Source organism: Haloferax prahovense DSM 18310, from assembly GCF_000336815.1.
Lineage (GTDB): Archaea > Halobacteriota > Halobacteria > Halobacteriales > Haloferacaceae > Haloferax > Haloferax prahovense.
Map to the genome: position 1 here is coordinate 12,554 of NZ_AOLG01000053.1, position 18,456 is coordinate 31,009.

Sequence of the window (18,456 nt, forward strand, 5' to 3'; positions counted from 1 at the left end):
GTCCGCCACCCACTTGCATCACGCTCGCGGCGTGCTGACGACGCTGTCGAGGGCGGCTTCGAAGCACTCGAGTGCCAGGTCGAGTTCCCGGTCGGTCACGTCGAGCGGCGGCAGGAATCGAAGCGACCGCTTACCGCAGCCGAGCGTGAGAAGCCCCTCGGACAGCGCAGCCTTGAGAACCGCGTCGCGACGGTCCTTGGTATCGAATTCGACGGCAGTCATCAGCCCGAGACCACGCACGTCGGTGAGACAGGGGGTCCGCTCGGCGAGCCGCGAGAGAGCTGCACGGAGCTTCGTACCCTTCTCCGTGGCGTTCGCCATGAGGTCCTGTTCCTGAATGACGTCGAGCGTCAGCGTCCCCTGAATCGACGCGAGGATGTCGCCCGCACCCCACGTCGATGACAGTCGCGCTTCGGTGTCCGGGAACAGTTCTTCGTTCGCCACCGTCGCGCCGACGCGAAGCGCCTTCGCACTGGTGATGACGTCCGGTTCGAGGTCGTAGTGGTCCGAGGCCCACAGCTCGCCGGTCCGACCCACGCCGGACTGAATCTCGTCGGCGATGACGGGGATGTCGTGTTCGTCGCAGATGGCCTGCACCTCGCGCATGAATTCCTCGCTCGGGACGTGATAGCCACCTTCGCCCTGAACGGGTTCGAGGATGAGAAACGCGACCTGGTCGGCGGGGAGGTGACCGTGGGTGTCGTCGAGTTTGTCGCGCAGCGTCTCGAGACCCGCCATCGAGTACGGTACGTCGTGGATGCCGCTCACTTCGGGGAACGTGCGACGGTGGACGGACTTCGAGCGGTTGAGCGACAGCGCACCGAGCGTGCGGCCGTGGAACGCCCCGTCGAAGGTGATGCCGTACTTCGGAGTCTCGCAAGCGTCGTAACAGATTTTGATGGCGTTTTCGACCGCCTCGGCCCCGGAGTTCGACAGGAACACCGTGTCGAGACCGTAGTGGTCGGTGAGGTCGGTCAGGCGGTCCATGAGGTGGGCCGGTCCGGGCAGCGACGCCGTCTCGGGCGACCCACCGGTGCTCACGTAGAAGTCCTGGCCCGCGATTTTCATCGGGTCGACGAGGTCGAGGTCGTCGAGGCGGGACTGCAGTTCGGGGTTGTTGTAGCCGAGCGGGGCGGCCGCGACGTGGCTCGTGAAGTCCAGCAACACGTTGCCGTCGGGGTCGGTACAGAACGGACCGACGGCGTCCTTGGTGATGTCCCACACGAACTCGTAGACGTACGTGCTCGTCGCGGCGGTTGAGTGGTGATACTCGACCCACTCTGAGGCCTTCGGTCCCGGGAGCGACGTGACGGTCGGCTCGACTGAGTCTCGATCCATACGAACACCCTGATGGACAATGTAACATAAATCTACCTAGAAAGATGAGTAACGACCTTAAAATCATCACTCAGCAACCAATCGTCTGATTCTTTGAGAGAGTAGTTTGGTAATAACGAACTATCTCGGCGCGTGCGAACGCGTCGCAGGTCGCGAATCGGCGGCGGTTCGCGCCGAGGGAGCCCCTCGTGAAGAAACTCGCCACGCGCCGGCGTCACAGGGCGTTTGGCATCGTCAAAGTCCGGGTCATCGGGACGGGTCGAACGTGGTCGTTTCGAGGTTCACCTCGATGATGTTCGCCGCCTGCATCACGAGTTCGGGGATTTCCGACCGAAAGCGGTCCCCGGAGAGTCGGCTCGTCGGCGCAGTAACGCTGACCGCCCCGCAGACGTCGCCGTCGACACCGCGAATCGGCGCGCCGATAGAGCGCATGCCGCGAAGTTCCTCTTCGTCGTTGACCGCGTAGCCTCGCTCGCGAATCCGCTCGAGTTCGTCGAACAGCCGGTCGGTGTCGGAGATGGTGTTGTCGGTCTGCTCGACGAGCCCCTGATCGTCGATGATGTCGCGGACGCGGTCGTCGTCGAAGTGGCCGAGCATCGCCTTCCCGGTCGCCGTACAATGGAGGTACTGCGGGGCCTCGCGCATCCGCAGGTGATAGTCCGTCGCGACCGCGTTGTCGCCGCGACTCTCGTAGATGGTCACCTCCTTGCCGCGGGAGACGACCGTCAGGTGGACGTACTCGCTGGTCTCGTCCGCGAGCTTGTCCACCTCGAGTTGTCCCGCGCGGTACAGCGGCGTCTCGTTGCGCACGGTTTCGCCCATCGTGACCAGTCGGAGGCCGAGGCGATAGCGGCCGTCGACCTTCGCCACGAATCCTTCTTCTTCGAGCGTCGCGAGATAGGTGTGGACGGTCCCCTTCGAGGCGTCGAGTTCGTCGCAGACGTCGCTGAACGTCGGGTCGGGCCGTCGCTGTATCGCGGCCAGAATCTCGCTCGCCGTCTGTACGGATTTGATTCGACGCGGGCCGTCCGCGGGGCGACTGTCGTCCATACGAACCCGGACTCGGTGGAGTGCCATTAGTTCTGTTATATCAAACTACGATTCGACTGATAACGCCGTTTGTCTGCTATCGACGCAATCGTGTTTGTCTTTCTCAAACATTACGCGCCAAAATCTCCAAATAAAAATTTATATGGGACATTCATGATTGTTCGAGTGGTATGGATTATCAACCATCTGGCCGCCGCCGGGACACGCCCGCGGTGGGCCGGGTGCGAGCGCGCACGTATCGGCTTCCAACGACGGTCGGTGAACGCGGACCAACGGTATGCGCCGACCGCGCCGCCCCGGTCTCGGGCGGACTCGTCGGCGGAACACCGACGAGTCGGGCGGGCGATAGACGGCGACCGGTGGAGGTGCCACGATGGGGTTAGCGTTCGAGCCCCGCCTGTACGAGGAACTCGACGCCGACGAGCGACCGTCGCTGCTCGAAGCGTTGGTCCCCGTCTTCGGGATGCTCGTCTTCCTCGGTGTCGGCATCGTCGTCTACGGCCTCGACCCGCAGTTCCCCCTGTTTTGGGGCATCACCTTCACCGGGCTGTTCAGTCGGTACTGGCTGGGCATCTCCTGGGCGGACCTCTACGACGGCATCACCGACAGCCTCCACATGGGGATTCAGGTTATCCTCATCATGTTCGTCGTCTACGCGCTCATCGCGACGTGGGTCGCCGCGGGGACGATTCCGAGCCTGATGTACTACGGCCTCGACCTGCTGACGCCGACGATATTCCTGCCCATCACGGCGGTGCTCGCGTCGATCGTCACGTTCGCAATCGGGTCGTCGTGGACGGCCGCCGGCACGCTCGGCGTCTCGTTTATCGGCATCGGCGCCGGACTGGGGATTCCAGCCCCGATGACCGCGGGTGCCATCCTCTCAGGAGCGTACATGGGCGACAAACAGTCGCCGCTTTCGGACACGACGAACCTCGCGGCCGCCGTCACGAACACCGACCTGTTCGACCACGTCAACGCCATGCGCGACAGTTCCCTCGTCGCGTTCGGCATCGCCGTCGTGCTGTACGCCGTCCTCGGCGTCCAAGCCTCCGGAAACATCCCGGTGGGACGCATCGCCGAGATTCAGGGCGCGCTCACCGGGTCGTACGCGATCTCGGTGCTCACCTTCGCCCCGCTCATCATCACGTTCGGTCTCGCGCTCTACGGCGTTCCCGCGTTGCCGGCGCTCGGCGCGGGCGTGTTCGCGGGCGCAATCACCTCGGTCGTGATGCAGGGAACCGCCTTCGGGGCCGTGTGGTCCATCGCGCAGTCGGGGACCTCGCCGTCGACCGGGATGGAACTCGTCGATGGCCTGCTGGCCAGCGGGGGTATGATCGGCGGCGCGTGGGTCGTCACCATCGCCATCGCAGCGCTGTCGCTCGGCGGGATGCTCGAACGCGCCGGCATCCTCGCCGTGCTTGCACACCACCTCGGCCGACTGAGCCGCGGTGTCGCGAGCCTGACCGGCGTGACCGCCGTCTCCGCGGTGTCGATGAACGTCCTCGCCGCCGAGCAGTACATCAGCATCGTCGTCCCGGGCATCACGCTCCGGAATCTCTACGAGGAACAGGGACTCCAAAGCGAGAACCTCTCGCGGGCCATCGAGTCCGCGGGGACGACCACGAGCGCGCTCATCCCGTGGAACAGTGGGGCGCTGTTCATGGCCGGTACGCTCGGCGTCGGGACCCTCGAGTACGCGCCGTACTACTTCTTCGGCCTGCTGTCGCCGCTCGTCTTGCTCCTCATGGGCGTGACCGGCTGGCAGATCACCTACCAACCTGGCGCGGCCCCCGATGACGCCGGCGACCGTCCCGGCTCGCCCTCGTCGACCGACGACTGACGAGGAACCGCCCCTACAGATTCTCGCCCGCGACGATTTCCTCGACTCGCCCGTGGTCGAACAACTGTTCGTCGGCCCCGAAGTCGGGGTAGTCGTCGCCGTCCTGGTAGGTCGGCCAGTCGCCGAACTGGTCGGGATACAGCTGTTTGGCGGTCATCTCGGTCTGGAACAGGTTCATGAGCGGGCCCTGCCACCGGGTACCCTGCGGGTAGACGCGGTCGTTCTGGACGGCGGCCAGTTCGCGGCCGACCGGGTCGTCCCGGAGGTTCTGTTTCAGCCCGTCGAAGTCGACGGTTTCGGTGACCGTCCACAGCGACAGAATCACGTCGGGGTCGGCCTCCAACAGCGCCTCCATATCGACCTCCTGGAACGGCCCCGTGAACTCCTCGTCGCCGAAGGCGTCGACCGCGCCGAGCGGCCGCGTGTGAGCGTTCCAGTAGCCGGGCGCGTTCAGGCGAAGGAGATAGATGCTCGAGAGGTCGGTCGAGAGAGAGAGGTACGCGGCGGTCGGGCGCTCGGAGTCGCCCGGAAGCCCGTCTTCGACGGTGGTGAGCTGCTCGTCGCGGACGGACTGCAGGGCCTCGTAGCGCTCGCGCTCGCCGTACAGCGACGCGACGCGGTCGAACAGCTCCCAGAGGTCGTAGTGCTCGTAGCCGTCGGCCCACTCCTCCGGGGGCGCGGCGTTGAAGTTGCTGTAGTAGTTGCCGAACCACGGGCCGATGTTGTCCGCGACCTCGTCGATGTCGGCTTGGTTCCAGTTGTCCTGCGTGGACACCCACGCGGGGTCGACGAGGTGGAGGTCGCTGTCGAGTTCGTACAGCCGCTCTTTCGTGAAGCCGTACTCGCCCGCGGCGTCAGCCCACTCGATGTCGAAGTCGTCGAAGCCGGCGGTGAAGTACTCCAGGCCCGCGACGGTGCCGTCCCACCAGAGGTTGTTGACGGTGTCGCCCTGCCCGAGCGCGCTCGCCATGTCCGGGAACCACGGGAAGTGGGTGAACACGTTCGTCGGCGGCTCGTCCAGTGTGACCGTCCCGACCGGCGACAGTTCGGCCTCGTAGCTCGATTCGGGCGTCGCGGTCGTCGTCTCGGCGGTGTCCGTCTCGGTCTCGGTCTCCGTGGCTGTCTCGGTCGCCGTCGTCGTCGACGTCGTATCGCCCGACTGCCCGGCACACCCTGCGAGGAGTCCCCCACTGAGAAGTGCGCCACCGTACTTCAGGTAGTCTCTCCGCGTCGGACCCGCGTTCTCGTCGGTCTCGTTCATACGAATTAGGGCCACCTAAACCAATATAGATGCTTCGAAGTTTAGGCGGGGCTAAAAATCATTGGCACGAGCTGAACAGTCGGCTTACGACACCGCTCCGGTGATGATGTCGGCGACGCGCTGGTGGTCGAACAGCTGTGCGTCCTCGTCGTGAAGGGTCTCGATGCCTTCCCACGCGCCGAACTGTTCGGGATAGAACTGCTTGGCCACGATTTCGGTCTGGATGAGGTTGATGATCGGTCCCTGATACGACGTGCCGCCGCGGTAGAGCCGGTCGTTTTGGACCGCGGTGAGCTGCTGGCCGAGTGGGTGGTCGCGAAGCTGCTCCATCCGTGCCTCGAACTCGCTGTGTGAGAGACTGGCGAAGCCGTACGGGAAGACCAGGATGTCCGGGTCGGCTTCGAGCAACTGCTCGTAGTCCCAACTCGCGTAACTCCCGTCGATGTGGGGACCGAACCCATCGACGATGCCGAGGTCTTGATACTGCTTTTTCCCGTTTCCGGCACCGATGGGGTACGCGTCGAGCGACCCCTCCGAGAAGTCGGAGAACGACGAAATGAGGCCGATTTCGGGGCGCTCGCGCTCCGGGGGGAGCTTCGCCTGGATGTCGGCGATGAGCGTGTCGTGGACCGTCCGTATCCCCTCGTAGCGCTCGCGTTCGTGGAACACCTCGGCGACTTTCTCGAACGCCTCGTACAGCGAGTAGTACTCGTAGTCGTGCCAGTCCTGGCCGTGCCGCCGGATGTAGTTGCCGACCACCGGGCCGACGTTCGACGCGATTTCGTCGAAGTCCGCGGCCGAAAAGCCGTCGTGTTTCAGGCTGACGAAGTGGGGGTCGAGCAGGTGCACGTCGGCGTCGAGTTCGTAGAACACCTCTTTGTCGAACGTCCCCGACGAGAGCTGACGGACGCCATCAAACGAGACGTCGACGCCGGGAAGCGTGTCGTAGAACTGCAGCGGCCACCCCTCGCGGTAGACGAGCGCCTCCAGCGAATCGAGTTTGCCGAGGGCGATGCCCATGTCGCCGTAGTTGCTGTAGTACGCCATCCACGTCTCCGGAACGGCGTCGAACGCAACGTCGCCGGCGGGAGCCATCGTCACCGTGTACGACGTGTCTTCCGGCGTGGCCGTCTCGGTTGCCGTCGGTGTCGCGGTCTGCGTTGCGGTCTCAGTCTGCGTCGCGGTCGAGTCGCGCTGCGAGCAGCCGGCAAACAACCCGCCGCCGAGGACCGCCCCACCGTACTTCACGTAGTCTCGTCGCGTCGGACCTCCGCGTCCGTTGTCATCTGTTGGCATGCATTTTTAGGCTCGCCTAAACCAACATAATCACTTCGGTTCCGCGGTGTTGGCCGCCGCTGCTGTCGCGTCCCACCCAGCGCGGCCGCTCGAAGTGTGTTCGACACCGAGTCTCAGTTTGCGGCCGTCGCCCCGACGACGCCCGGCGGCGAAGCCGCGCGTTAAGGTTCCGACACGGCGACGACCTGCTTGCCGATGTTGTCGCCGGAGAACAGGCCGAGGAACGCGTCGGGCGCGTTCTCCAGCCCGTCGACGACGGTCTCGCGGTGTTCGAGGTCGCCCGAGGCGACCCACGACCCGAGCTGTTCGCTCGCCTGGCCGAATCGCGTCGCGTAGTCGCCGACGAGCAGTCCCTGCACCTTCGCGCGCGGCGCGATGAGCTGTGGGAGCTTTCGCGGGCCGGTCGGCACGCCCTCGTCGTTGTAGTGGGCGATCTGTCCGCAGACGGCGACGCGGGCGTCGAGGTTCAGCTTCGTGAACACCGCGTCGGTGATGGGGCCGCCGACGTTGTCGAAGTAGACGTCGACGCCGTCGGGCGCGGCGTCGTCGAGCGCAGCCCGGTAGTCGTCGACGTCCTTGTAGTTGATTGCGGCGTCGAAGCCGAGGTCGTCGGTGAGCCACGACACCTTCTCGTCGGAGCCCGCGAAGCCGACGACGCGACAGCCGTTGAACTTGGCAATCTGGCCGACGACGGAGCCGACCGCGCCGGCCGCGCCGGACACGACGACCGTCTCGCCGGGCGAGGGGTCGCCCACCTCGAGCAGGCCGAAGTACGCCGTCCGGCCGGGCATCCCGAGCACGCCGAGATAGGCGGGGAGGTCCGCGACCGAGGGGTCGACGGGCGCGACCTCGCTGGCGTCGAGGACGGTGTAGTCGGCCCACGTGCCGTTGCCGGTCACGAAGTCGCCGGCGTCGTACGCCTCGCTTTCGCTTTCGACGACTTCGCCGACGACGCCGCCCTGTAGCGGCTCGCCGACCGACCACGGGTCGGCATAAGACTCCGTGTCTCGCATCCGGCCGCGCATGTACGGGTCGACAGAGAGGTATCGCACGCGCACGAGGAGTTCCCCGTGTCGCGGGTCCGGGACCTCTCCCTCGCGGAGTTCGAAACTGTCCATGTCCGGTTCGCCCTCGGGGCGCTCGGCAAAAATCCACTCGCGGTTCGTCTCTCGCATACTCGAACACCAACCCCCGACGGTAACGACGGTGTTGCTTCCAGCAGCACCGTCCGGTTCGACGGGGCGGTGTTGGGTGGCGAGGAACTGTCTGTCGTTTTGCGCTGTCTGAGCGCGGAGCGGACGTCAATCGCCGTGTCCCGTCTGCAGAACCGTCGACTCGATCGTGTCCAGAAGGCCAGCGATATCGACATCTTGGTACGGTGCGAAACTGACGGAATACAAGGTTCCATCCGAGTCTTGGGCGATGAGTAATGCTTCCGGGTCGAAAAAGTACACCTGTGCCCAGCACTCTTTATTTGGGATATTCAGATCTAAATTAACCCGGCGAAACGCCAGTTCTCGGGCACCGTCTGTCAGTTCCTGTTCTGTGTACTCGGCGAGTGCGTCATCATCGGCGTACAAGAGTCTGGCTGCATCTCCATCGTACATGCCGACGAACCGGAGTTTGTCTCCGAGTCGGTGGGTTACTGTTTCGACGAGCCGGCTGCTTGTCTCAGTCGTCGGATCGGGGTCCTGCCACTCCACCTGTAGAATGTCCGTACGGAGATGCTCCCACGCCTCCTCACCGAAATCAGTCAGCCCGTAGTATCGTCCAACAGTTCGCTCTTCTGGCGCGTGGAGTTCCACAATGTCCTCCTCGCGTAACTCCGAAATCGCCCTGGAGAGATGTGACCGTTGGAGCGCCGTGTTTTCTGCGAGTTCGGTTGGGGTCGCAAGGGTAGCTCTCGCCAACCCCTTTAGCACGTGCTTTCGGTATTTGGAACTGAGGACGAACGAGCGTGCCGCTTCGATCCTGTCTCGTTCCATTATCTCATATACAGCGAGCCGGTGTTATAGGCCATGTGTTGGTATACTTTCACATGTGTACCAGTCCGGTACCAGAACGAATATACTCTGGTACACGGAGATAGAAACGATGGACAGCATCAGTTCAGGAATCCCCGGGCTGGATACGGTTCTTCATGGAGGGTTTGCCAGGGGAAGAATGTATCTGGTGAGAGGCGAGCCAGGTGCCGGAAAATCGCTGCTTGGTGCACATTTCCTCGAAGCCGGTCTCGAGGCGGGTGAATCGGTTGTCTATATGCACGGTGAAGAATCGAAAGCGAACGTCTTGCTGAATGCGAAGCAAGTCGATATCGACATTTCTGGGGCGCATTTTCTCGACCTCGGCCCGGAAACCGAGTTTTTCACCGAAGACCAATCGTACGATCTCGTCGAGCCGGGTGATGTACAGTCGGAACGACTCACCGAAGACATCATGCACGCGATCGAGGAGTACAATCCGTCACGCATACTCATCGATCCGATAACGCAGCTCAAGTATATCGAGACAGACCAGTACCAGTACCGTAAACGTCTCCTGTCGCTCATGCGGTATCTCCGTGACCGAGAGACGACAGTCGTCGGGACACTCACGACCAGAAGTGACGACAGCGGGAACTGGCCGGAGGACGCCGAGTCGCTGAGTGACGGACTGCTCGATCTCACAAATGGAGCTGCTGGACGCCGATTCGAAGTGAAGAAACACCGCGGGCTCGGTCAGGAGGCTGGGACACACGGACTTGAGATCCGCGCGCAGGGGCTCGAAGTGTATCCGCGGATCGCCCCCCAACAGCGAACAACGCCGTTCGACCCGAACGTCCTCACTTCGGGGAACGACAGTCTCGATGCACTGCTGGGGGGCGGTATCCGAGAGGGCTCTGTAACGTTCATTAGCGGCCCGAGCGGCGTCGGGAAGACGACGACTGGAACACAGTTCTTACACGGCGTTGCCAGCCAAGGCAAAACCACCCTCGGGTTCCTCTTCGAGGAGTCGACGGACCAGTTCAGCTACCGTGCTGAAAAACTCGGGACGCCTGTCGGAGACCTCGTCGATCGCGGGCTGTTGGAGCTACACGGTATCGAACCGCTCGTACGCTCGCCTGAAGAGTTCGCACAACTCGTGCTCGATGCCGTTGAACGACGGGATCCAGAGGTCGTGCTGATCGATGGCATTGCGGGCTACAAGATGTCGATTCGGGGTGCTGACATGCAACTCGTCCGACGGCTTCACACACTCACACGGACGTTGAAGCAGCGAGATATTTCGGTCATCATCACAGACGAAGTTGGCAGAGTGACCGGGGTTGAGTCGCCGACGAGCGCAGGTGCCAGCTACCTGGCGGACAACGTCGTGTTTCTGTCGTACGTCGAGCAGGCAGGAGGGATGGAACGGATGATTGGCGTGCTGAAAAAGCGCCTCGGCGATTTCGATAACCAGTTTCACCGGTTCACGATCGAAGATGCACAGGGGCTGCAACTGCACGGGCCCTTTGAGACGGCCCCAGACATCACTCGCGGACTCTTCGACGAGTGAGCTGTCCCACGACTGTTTGGCGGTCTTAACTGATGTTTGAGACGAGACACGACGAGACGACGGTTCAGTTGCTCGTGAGTGGTGAACAAGACCAATCAGCAATCCGCGACCTGCTGTTGTCGGAGTACGATGTCGTCGTCGACGACGAGATTCAACCCGCGTCGTGCTACCTGATTGAAGACCGCCTCCTCCCGAAATACGGCTCTCAGCTATTAGCGCACAAACAGGCCGAACATCCGACGTTTTGTCCGGTCGTGGTGATCAAGCGTCAGGACTCCTCGTTCAGCCTCGGGGGTACACAGCAGGTGTGGCAGCGAGAGCAGGCCGTCGTCGACGATATCGTCGCTGCACCGATCAACGAGCAGGTCCTCAACTATCGTCTCGAAAATCTCTGTATCCGACGGGTACAATCTCGAAAGCTGACGACCCAGTACGAACAAATCGAAGCGCGATACGAACGGCTGTTCGAGTCCGCAGAGGAGGCCATCATCGTCGTCGATGTCGAGTCGAACGAGATCGTCGAGTGCAACAGGGCCGCTTGCGAACTCTTCGGCTACTCCAAGTTCGAACTACAGCGACTCGACCCGTCGGGCGTCATCCAGTTCGAAGACGGCTGTGAGTTCACCGAGTTCACCGAGCACCTCTCCCAACAGGATGCTGGCGTCACGAAAACACTCATCTGTACCACACAGTGGGGACAGAGCGTCCACGCCGAGGCCTCTGCAGCGGCGATCGAACACGCCGAACAACAGTCGGTGCTGCTGTTAATTCGAGACATCTCCGAACGGGTCCGGCGACAAAAGCAGATCCGTGTACTCAATCGGGTGTTGCGACACAACATCCGAAACAGCATAAACGTCGTCAGCGGGTACGGCGAACTCATCTCCGAATCGACGGCCGACGACGACGTCAGTGCGTTCGCAGCGAAGGTCGTCGACCGCTCCAAAGAGTTGCTCGATCTCAGCGAGAAGTCCAGAACCGTCAGTAACGCGCTCCAGGCGGGAGATGAGTTACAGTCACTTGACGTCGTTGCGGTACTCGACCGAATTCGAGCAGCGCTCTCCGACGAGTATCCGCATGCGCGAATCGAGCTGACCGCCCCTGAGAGTGCGCACGTCTTCGGAAACTCGTATCTGCAGACCGCGCTGTACGAACTCTGTGAGAACGCGATCGTCCACTCGACGCAGGACGCGCCGCTCGTCGACATCTCCGTAACTGAGGCACAATCAGCCGTAACGGTTCGGATCGAAGACCGTGGAACCGGTATCTCCGAACAGGAGCTTGCGATGCTCGAAGGCGAAGAGACCGCGTTACGTCACGGGAGCGGGCTCGGTCTGTGGATGGTGAACTCCGTCGTCGACGGTATCGGCGGCGAGCTCGATATCAGCACCGACAGCACTCGGGGAAGTGTGGTCACGGTCTCGCTCCCGCAACCTGCGGACTGAGTCGCGCTGTTCTCGCGGACCACCTTCACCTTCGCCGACCCCAGCCCCTATCTGGCCCGGCCGACTACGCGACGGCGAACCATGCAGGTCGCAGTCATCGGCGCGAACGGCGGTATCGGACGACAGCTCCTCCCCCGGCTCGCGGACGCCGGCCACGACCCCATCGGCGTCGTCCGGGACGAATCGCAGTTCGAGGCGGTCCGCGACCGCGGCGGCGAGCCGCGACTGGGTGACCTCGAAGGCGACTTCGAAGCGGCGCTCGATGGGGCCGACGCGGTCGTGTTCACCGCCGGCTCCGGCGGGTCGACCGGCGCGGACAAGACGCTCATGGTCGACCTCTGGGGCGCTCGACGGGTAGTCGACGCCTGCGTCGAGGCGGGCATCGACCGCTTCGTGATGGTGAGCTCCATCGGTGCTGGCGACCCGCTCGCGGGGCCCGAGCCCCTACGCCCGTACCTGGTCGCCAAGCGCTGCGCGGACGACTACCTCAAACAGTCGTCGCTCGATGCGACGATTCTCCGCCCCACGAGGCTTACCGACGCGGACGGCACCGAGGCCGTCTCGCTGACCGTCGAGAGTCTCGACGGCGACACGCCCGAGATTCCGCGGGCCGACGTGGCGCAGGCGGTCGTCGCCTGTCTTGACATCGACCGGACGGTCGGCGAGACGCTGCATCTCACGGGTGGCGAGACGCCCATCGAACGGGCGCTCCGCGGAGACGACTGAGTCGGTGAGGCTCGCGGTCACCGCGAGCCGAAAGCGGACCGACATCAGGCGGTTTCATACGCTCCCAACGTGCACGTTGTGAAACCGTGAGTACGACACCGGACACGGCGGGCACGCGACGCGAGATACTGGGCATCGTCGTCGGCTTCTTCCTGCTTTCGACGGCGGCGGCGGCCTACGAAATCGCCCCGGCGAGCGTGCTGCCGGTGATTCAAGAGTCCCTCGGGCTGAGCGCGAGCGCGGCAGGCTGGCTCGTGAGCATCATGTACGCGACGGCGGTCGTCACGAGCGTCCCCATCGGCGTCGTCCTCGACCGCTTTTCGGTGCGCCGCGTGGTCGCGCTCGCGACCGTCGCCCTCGTCGTCGCCGGCGGGTGGGGCTGGTACGCGGCCACCGCCGGGGCGTACGGCTGGCTCCTCGTCTCACGGGTGCTCGGCGGGCTCGCGTACGTCACGTTCTGGAACGCGGGCGCGAACGTGGTCGGCAGCGCGGTCCCCCCGGAACAGCGCGCGACCGCGGTCGGCGTGTTCACCGCGAGCGCGCCCGTCGGCTTCGCCCTCGGACAGTTCGGGAGCCCGCTCATCGCGAACGTCGCCGGGTGGCCCGCGATTCTCCCGCTGTACGCCGCGGTCGCCGTCGTCGGCGTCGTGGTTTTCTTGCTCGCGACCCGCCGGCGCGTCCCCGGCGTCGACGCGCCCGCACCCGACCGGGCGGCGCTCCGCGAACTGTTCGGCAGCCGGGCGGTCTGGACCGTCTGCGCGCTCTGTTTTCTCGCCTACTCGCTGTACCTCTTCGTCAACACGTGGCTGCCGAGTTTCCTCGCCAGCGAGTTCGAAATCTCGCTGGCCGCGAGCGGCCTCTTGACCGCGCTGTTCCCCGCCATCGGCGCGGTCGCACGGTCGAGTAGCGGCGTGGTCACCGACCGCGTGTTCGGCGGTCGTCGCCGTCGCGTCATCGTCTCGTCGTTCGCCGTCGCCACGCCGGCGGTCGTCGCGTTCGCGTTCGTCTCGGAACTCAGCCTCGTCGTCGGCGCGGTCGTCGTCGTCGGCTTCGCCATCCAACTCGTGACGGGGCTCATCTTCTCGTACATCGCCGAACTCGTCGCCCCCGCGGTGCGGACCACGGCCGTCTCACTCCTGACGAGCGTCGGCCTCCTGGGCGCGTTCGCCGCCCCCATCGCCGCCGGCGCGATTATCGACTACGCGGGATACGCGCCGGCGTTCGTCGCCGCCGGGGGCGTCGCCATCGCCGGCGTCCTGTTGGCGCTTCGAGCGCCTGAACCGAGTCGGGTGTGAGCCTACCGTCGTGCCGTGTTTTCACCCACAACTACCGTCCCCGTTCCCGCGACCATTTATATATTAACTATCCAGTTACATTATGTATGAGGAAATCCGACGGGTACGTATGGCCCGCGCAGTCAACCCCGTTCGAACCGATTACTCGAACACCGAGATGAGCCTCATCGGGACGCTCCTCGTCGCTGGGATTTCGGTGCTCATGATACCGTTCGTACCGTTCATCCTCCTCGGTCTGGTGTGGAGAGCGTTCCATTAGGCGCGTTCCTCTCCCTCTAGGCCGCACGTCAGCACGTGTTTTTCCACCCGTTTGACGTCCGAGTCCGAACCCCCCGACGGGTGTCGGCGAAACGGGGTCGACGCCTCAGCTCCGAAGCGCGTCGACCGGGCGGTCGTTGGCGGCCTTCCACGCGGGGTAGACACCGCTCAGGACGCTCGCCACGACGGCGAATGCGAACCCGAACAGGAGGTACTGAGAGCTGCTCCAGTTGAACACGGCCATCGCGTCACCCGTGAGTAACTGGAACATGACCAGCCCGACCAGGAGCGACCCGAGCGCCCCGATCAACCCGCCGACAGCACCCATGAGGGCGGCCTCGGTCAGAATCATCCGGAGCACCTCACCACGGCGAATCCCGACGGCCCGGAGGACGCCGATTTCGCCGCGGCGTTCGACCGTGCTCATCAGCATCACGTTGAGGATGGCGACGCTCGCCACGACGAGCGAGATGGCACCGATAGCGAGCAGCGCGTAGTTGAGCGTGTTCAGGAACGTTTCGAGGCTGTCTAAGCTCCCGAACGTGCTCACGCGTAGCTCCTCGTCGTCTTCCTCGTTGAACTGGGAGTCGATCACGTCAGCGAGGGCCGTGGCCGCGTCGCTATTGCCGGCGACGACGGTCACGGTGTCGTAACCGTCCTGCTCAGAGAGCGCCGATATCGGCAACACGAGTTGGCCGCCACCGCCGCCGAAGCCACCCGACTCCTCGAGGAACCCGCTGATGCGGTATATCTGACCGTCGTACTCGACGGGGTCGCCGAGTTCGAGGTCGAGTGTCTCGGCGGTGCCGTTGCTGATGAGCGCCCCCGAAGCCAGCCGATTCGGTGCGTCGCCGTTCGTGAGGTTGTACAGCGCGGCCGCGTTCGTCACCCCCGTGACGCTCATCCGCGCCTCCTCGCCGTTTCGCGCGGTTAGCGTCGTCGAGTTCGACTTCTGTGGGACCACCTCCGCGTCACTCACGATGTCTCGGAGCGTTTCGACCTGCGCTCGGGTGACGCCGTCGCTGGCGCTGTCCGCGCCGGAGGCAACCGTCACATCACCGCCGATAGAGCCGAGATCGGAGGTCGCCTGCTGTTGGAGTGCTGCACCCGCCATCCCGAGCGACGCAATGGAAATCACGCCGATGACGATGCCGAGTGCCGCCAGCACCGTTCGCGTTCGGTTGCGGCCGAGGTTGCGCCACGCCATGAGCGCGCTCGGATACCGCCACAGGTAATCGGCGATACTCACGGCTGAGCCACCTCTTGGATGACGCCGTCGACGATGCGGACGGTGGTGTCGGTGTAGTCGAGCATCTGGTCGTCGTGGGTGACCGCGACGATGGCGACGTTCTCGTCTTCCTTCAGCCGCGTCAGTTCTTCGAGAATCGTCTGACCGGTGTCCTGGTCGAGGTTCCCCGTGGGCTCGTCGGCCAAGAGGATATCCGGTTCGTTGATGAGCGACCGCGCGACCGCGACACGCTGTTGTTGGCCGCCGGACAACTGGTCGGGCGTGTGGTCTAAGCGGTCGCCGAGACCGACGCGACGGAGCAACTCAACCGCGCGGTCGTGCCTGTCTACCGAGGTGTTCCACATCGAGGGGAGTTCGACGTTCTCGACCGCCGTCAGCATGGGAAGCAGGTGGAAGTCCTGGAACACGAACCCGATTCCCGTCCGACGTTCTTCGGTGAGTTCGTCTTCGCTGAAGTCGGTCACGTCGCGGGCGTCAAGGTGGACGTGGCCCTCGGTGGGCGTATCGAGCAGTCCGATCATGTTGAGCATGGTACTCTTGCCCGAACCCGAAGGGCCGATGACGGTGACCATCTCGCCGCGGTCGGCGCTGAAGTCCACGCCCTTGAGCGCCTCAACCGTTTCCACACCACTCTGATAGCGCTTGATGACATCCTCGAGTTCGATGACGCTCATGACTGTTGTCGCCGCCAGTAGACACCAGCAGCACCGACCGCAACGGTGAGTGCGAGACCGAGCGCCGCCACGGAGAAACCGCTGCTGCCACCACCGGAACTACTGCTCGCGGCCGCATCGCCTTGCGCGGCCGACTCGCTCGATGCGAGGTCGACAGCGACCGTCCGGACGAACTGCTCACCGCCCGCAGAGTAGCGGATTTCGACGGGAAGGCTGTCGACTGAGCCGTTTGAACCCGTATCGGCAGTCAGTTCGAACGTGGCGAACTCGCTCGACTCGACGGTGCCGACGAAGTACTCGCCGTTCGGCGCGGCCGGGCTGACCCCGGCGGCGTCGCCGACGCTCATGAGCACGGAGTCTGCGTCACTGCTCCCGACGTTCGCGGCTTCGCCGCTCAGCGTGACGGTCGAACCGCTCCGCGTCGCTTCGATACCGGTCAGTTCGATGTTCGACAACTCGCGGGGGTTGTAGTCGATGGTCGTTTCGGTCGTGTGCGCGTTACCACCGGCGGTGTACGCGGCGACAATGGTTACCGCACCCGTGGGAATGTCGGTCCCGCTGAGTGCGAACGTCTGCGACGACTTGGGGTCGACGTCCGAGACGAGGGCGCGTTCAACCACCGTTCCGTCGACGACCGCCCGGAACTGAACGTCGGTGAGGCCGACGTTCCCATACTCTGTGAGCGTCGTCTGAATGACCGACGACCCGTTCGACTCGGCCACCGTCGCGGTGAGACCGGTGTCGATATCAGCGGTTTCGGCGGTCACCGCCTTCTCGACGGTCGCTGTCCGCGTTGCTCCGGTCGCGGTTTTGTACTGGACCGTGGCGCGGAGCGTGTGCTCACCGGCTTCGGGAAATGTCACGTTGTACGTGTAGTCGGCCTGCGAACCGGGCGCGAGCGAGGCGCTCACGCGCTTCGGGTCGTCCACATTCGCGTCGCCGCCGAGCGTGAGCTTGACGTTCGAAATCGCGTCGGTGTCACCGTTGGCGACGGTCACCCCGACGGAACGCTCGTCACTCGCGACGGGGTCAAGGGATTCGAACGAAATCGCGGCCTCGTCAGGGGTCTCGACGTCTACGTATATCGGGTAGCTCACCCGTGTGTATTCACCGCTTTGTCCTCTAACGGCCGCCTGAACAGTAAGCCGTTTTCTCCCCTCTTCGTCGAGGGTGACGCTCATGGGAACGCTCATCTCGCGTCCCGAGATGAGCGATCCGAGATCTTCAGCCCGCGCGTATTCGGCCCCGCTCGGATCGCGGAGATACACGTCGGTCACCTCGGCTGACTCGTCGCCGACGTTGCTCAGGTTGACGGTGACTTCGAACGGTTCGCCCGGTGCGGGGTCGCTCACGGACGCGTCGGCATCGATGGCGACTTGGGTCGCACCTGCCGTACTCGCGACGGCACCGACCGACGATGTGAGCAACAACAACGCGAACACAGCGGAGCAGAGTCGCTTCACCGAGACTCCACCTCGATTACGCTCCGGCGACGTGCGAGTCGTCGTCCACTCGATTGGCAGTGCAATACTCGAACATGGCCATCGGAGGCTGGCTGTCGTTTCACGAGAGAGCAAGCGGGAGATAGGTGATTAAACACCGACACAGATTTTCTGGGTCGGAAAGTTTGACCGGGTCACAGATGTCCGACTGCCGTCTCGCCCCGAGAGCATATAGGGCGACGCACGTTTTCTGGGCCAGAAAATCGACGCACCGATAAACATCACTCACGATGATATCCCGTTGTGTGTGAGGAGTCCGCATCGGAGGAAGTCTACCGCCTCCTCGACGACGAATACGCACGAACCATCCTCACGTCGACAGACACGACAGCGAAGTCCGCCAAAGAGCTTAGCGAAGTGTGCGACGCGTCGCTCCCGACGATTTACCGGCGCACCGAGCGCTTGATCGACTGCGGGCTTCTCGAAGAGCAGACCGAACTCGAAGGCGATGGGCACCACTACAGCGTCTACAAAGCACGACTCAAGCGCCTCACGGTGGAATTAGAGAACAATGAACTCAAACTCACAATCGAAGAACGGGAGCCCGAAACGATGGCGGACCGCTTCACGCGAATCTGGGAGGAACTGTGATGCAACCGCTTCAGATTGACCTTCTTACGCTGCCGATACGCTACGTGACGCTGTTCGTCGCGTTCTTCGTCACAATCGTGATGGGTCTGTTTATCGTCTTCCAGGCCTACCACGGATACCGTCGGAACGCGAACCGACGAATGCTGTTTCTCGCGGTCGGCCTCGCGTTCGTCACCGTCATTCCACCGCTCATGTCGCTCGCCACCGCCTCGTTTGGGCTCCACGTCGACATCTACATGTTTTATCTGCCGCTCGGGACCGCGATAAGCCAAATCGTCGGACTGTCGTTTATCATCTACTCACTTGCGCTTCGGAGTGGGTCCTAGGGGTCAACCGAGTCCGAGGCGCTTCCGACTTCCGTGTCGTTCGCACGCGCTTCAGAACCCGTCCAGCA

General features: G+C 63.6%; 17 protein-coding genes. 8 read left to right on the top strand and 9 right to left on the bottom strand.

Features of this window, described 5'->3' with window-relative positions:
- Positions 1–18 precede the first annotated feature (18 nt).
- Both C457_RS15450 and C457_RS15455 read right to left on the bottom strand, forming a co-directional pair.
- Positions 19–1,338, bottom strand: a complete 1,320-nt coding sequence (locus tag C457_RS15450) for a class-III pyridoxal-phosphate-dependent aminotransferase (protein ID WP_008096091.1) — start codon at positions 1,336–1,338, stop codon at positions 19–21.
- A gap of 246 nt (positions 1,339–1,584) precedes the next feature.
- The gene (locus C457_RS15455; RefSeq protein ID WP_008096093.1) at positions 1,585–2,388 is read right to left on the bottom strand and encodes an IclR family transcriptional regulator; all 804 of its coding nucleotides are present in this window, start codon (positions 2,386–2,388) and stop codon (positions 1,585–1,587) included.
- Positions 2,389–2,761: 373 nt separating this feature from the next.
- Here C457_RS15455 and arcD point away from each other — a divergent pair, with 373 nt between their 5' ends.
- Positions 2,762–4,231 carry an arginine/ornithine antiporter ArcD gene (arcD, locus tag C457_RS15460; protein ID WP_008096095.1) on the top strand — a complete coding sequence of 490 codons (1,470 nt, stop codon included), beginning with the start codon at positions 2,762–2,764 and terminating at the stop codon, positions 4,229–4,231.
- A gap of 13 nt (positions 4,232–4,244) precedes the next feature.
- Here arcD and C457_RS15465 read toward each other — a convergent pair whose 3' ends face one another.
- The 4 genes from C457_RS15465 to C457_RS15480 form a co-directional block, all read right to left on the bottom strand.
- The gene (locus C457_RS15465) at positions 4,245–5,492 is read right to left on the bottom strand and encodes an ABC transporter substrate-binding protein (RefSeq protein ID WP_008096098.1); all 1,248 of its coding nucleotides are present in this window, start codon (positions 5,490–5,492) and stop codon (positions 4,245–4,247) included.
- An 84-nt stretch (positions 5,493–5,576) separates the two neighbouring features.
- On the bottom strand, positions 5,577–6,788 hold the full coding sequence (locus C457_RS15470) for an ABC transporter substrate-binding protein (protein ID WP_049913646.1): 1,212 nt from the start codon (positions 6,786–6,788) through the stop codon (positions 5,577–5,579).
- Between the two features lie 161 nt (positions 6,789–6,949).
- Positions 6,950–7,963: an NADP-dependent oxidoreductase gene (locus C457_RS15475; RefSeq protein WP_008096101.1), complete on the bottom strand. Its 1,014-nt coding sequence runs from the start codon at positions 7,961–7,963 to the stop codon at positions 6,950–6,952.
- A gap of 126 nt (positions 7,964–8,089) precedes the next feature.
- Positions 8,090–8,773, bottom strand: coding sequence for a transcriptional regulator (locus tag C457_RS15480; protein ID WP_008096103.1), 684 nt, complete (start codon positions 8,771–8,773; stop codon positions 8,090–8,092).
- A 109-nt stretch (positions 8,774–8,882) separates the two neighbouring features.
- Between C457_RS15480 and C457_RS15485 the strand changes: the two genes are divergently transcribed.
- From C457_RS15485 to C457_RS20690, 5 genes are all read left to right on the top strand, one after another.
- Positions 8,883–10,322: an ATPase domain-containing protein gene (locus tag C457_RS15485; protein ID WP_083864313.1), complete on the top strand. Its 1,440-nt coding sequence runs from the start codon at positions 8,883–8,885 to the stop codon at positions 10,320–10,322.
- A 32-nt stretch (positions 10,323–10,354) separates the two neighbouring features.
- Complete coding sequence (locus tag C457_RS15490; RefSeq protein WP_008096109.1) at positions 10,355–11,767, top strand: PAS domain S-box protein; 1,413 nt, start codon at positions 10,355–10,357, stop codon at positions 11,765–11,767.
- An 81-nt stretch (positions 11,768–11,848) separates the two neighbouring features.
- A complete protein-coding gene (locus tag C457_RS15495; protein ID WP_008096110.1) occupies positions 11,849–12,493 on the top strand; it encodes an SDR family oxidoreductase in 645 nt (214 codons plus the stop codon).
- 86 nt (positions 12,494–12,579) lie between these two features.
- A complete protein-coding gene (locus tag C457_RS15500; protein WP_008096111.1) occupies positions 12,580–13,788 on the top strand; it encodes an MFS transporter in 1,209 nt (402 codons plus the stop codon).
- Between the two features lie 109 nt (positions 13,789–13,897).
- On the top strand, positions 13,898–14,047 hold the full coding sequence (locus C457_RS20690) for a DUF7535 family protein (protein WP_008096112.1): 150 nt from the start codon (positions 13,898–13,900) through the stop codon (positions 14,045–14,047).
- A gap of 105 nt (positions 14,048–14,152) precedes the next feature.
- Here the strand turns inward: C457_RS20690 and C457_RS15505 are convergent, their stop codons facing one another.
- Genes C457_RS15505 through C457_RS15515 form a run of 3 tightly spaced genes read right to left on the bottom strand, consistent with a single transcriptional unit; the run spans position 14,153 to position 17,432 of the window.
- Entirely contained in the window at positions 14,153–15,295 is a 1,143-nt protein-coding gene (locus C457_RS15505; protein WP_008096113.1) for an ABC transporter permease, read from the bottom strand.
- Positions 15,292–15,969, bottom strand: coding sequence for an ABC transporter ATP-binding protein (locus C457_RS15510; protein WP_008096114.1), 678 nt, complete (start codon positions 15,967–15,969; stop codon positions 15,292–15,294). Before C457_RS15510 ends, C457_RS15505 begins: the two co-directional genes overlap by 4 nt.
- A complete protein-coding gene (locus tag C457_RS15515) occupies positions 15,966–17,432 on the bottom strand; it encodes a hypothetical protein (RefSeq protein ID WP_049913648.1) in 1,467 nt (488 codons plus the stop codon). The genes C457_RS15510 and C457_RS15515 overlap by 4 nt, the downstream gene beginning before the upstream one ends.
- Positions 17,433–17,714: 282 nt before the next feature.
- Here C457_RS15515 and C457_RS15520 point away from each other — a divergent pair, with 282 nt between their 5' ends.
- Together C457_RS15520 and C457_RS15525 are read left to right on the top strand one after the other, a co-directional pair.
- Positions 17,715–18,062, top strand: coding sequence for a transcriptional regulator (locus C457_RS15520; protein WP_008096117.1), 348 nt, complete (start codon positions 17,715–17,717; stop codon positions 18,060–18,062).
- Positions 18,062–18,388 carry a DUF7521 family protein gene (locus C457_RS15525; protein ID WP_008096119.1) on the top strand — a complete coding sequence of 109 codons (327 nt, stop codon included), beginning with the start codon at positions 18,062–18,064 and terminating at the stop codon, positions 18,386–18,388. The genes C457_RS15520 and C457_RS15525 overlap by 1 nt, the downstream gene beginning before the upstream one ends.
- Positions 18,389–18,456: the final 68 nt, after the last annotated feature.

Bases quoted from the DNA above. Each gene is read 5' to 3' on its own strand.
- C457_RS15525 (WP_008096119.1), top strand. From the start codon at position 18,062: ATGCAACCGCTTCAGATTGACCTTCTTACGCTGCCGATACGCTACGTG.
- C457_RS15480 (WP_008096103.1), bottom strand. From the start codon at position 8,773: ATGGAACGAGACAGGATCGAAGCGGCACGCTCGTTCGTCCTCAGTTCC.
- C457_RS15450 (WP_008096091.1), bottom strand. From the start codon at position 1,338: ATGGATCGAGACTCAGTCGAGCCGACCGTCACGTCGCTCCCGGGACCG.
- C457_RS15455 (WP_008096093.1), bottom strand. From the start codon at position 2,388: ATGGACGACAGTCGCCCCGCGGACGGCCCGCGTCGAATCAAATCCGTA.
- C457_RS15470 (WP_049913646.1), bottom strand. From the start codon at position 6,788: ATGCCAACAGATGACAACGGACGCGGAGGTCCGACGCGACGAGACTAC.
- C457_RS15475 (WP_008096101.1), bottom strand. From the start codon at position 7,963: ATGCGAGAGACGAACCGCGAGTGGATTTTTGCCGAGCGCCCCGAGGGC.
- C457_RS15495 (WP_008096110.1), top strand. From the start codon at position 11,849: ATGCAGGTCGCAGTCATCGGCGCGAACGGCGGTATCGGACGACAGCTC.
- arcD (WP_008096095.1), top strand. From the start codon at position 2,762: ATGGGGTTAGCGTTCGAGCCCCGCCTGTACGAGGAACTCGACGCCGAC.
- C457_RS15465 (WP_008096098.1), bottom strand. From the start codon at position 5,492: ATGAACGAGACCGACGAGAACGCGGGTCCGACGCGGAGAGACTACCTG.
- C457_RS20690 (WP_008096112.1), top strand. From the start codon at position 13,898: ATGGCCCGCGCAGTCAACCCCGTTCGAACCGATTACTCGAACACCGAG.
- C457_RS15485 (WP_083864313.1), top strand. From the start codon at position 8,883: ATGGACAGCATCAGTTCAGGAATCCCCGGGCTGGATACGGTTCTTCAT.
- C457_RS15510 (WP_008096114.1), bottom strand. From the start codon at position 15,969: ATGAGCGTCATCGAACTCGAGGATGTCATCAAGCGCTATCAGAGTGGT.
- C457_RS15490 (WP_008096109.1), top strand. From the start codon at position 10,355: ATGTTTGAGACGAGACACGACGAGACGACGGTTCAGTTGCTCGTGAGT.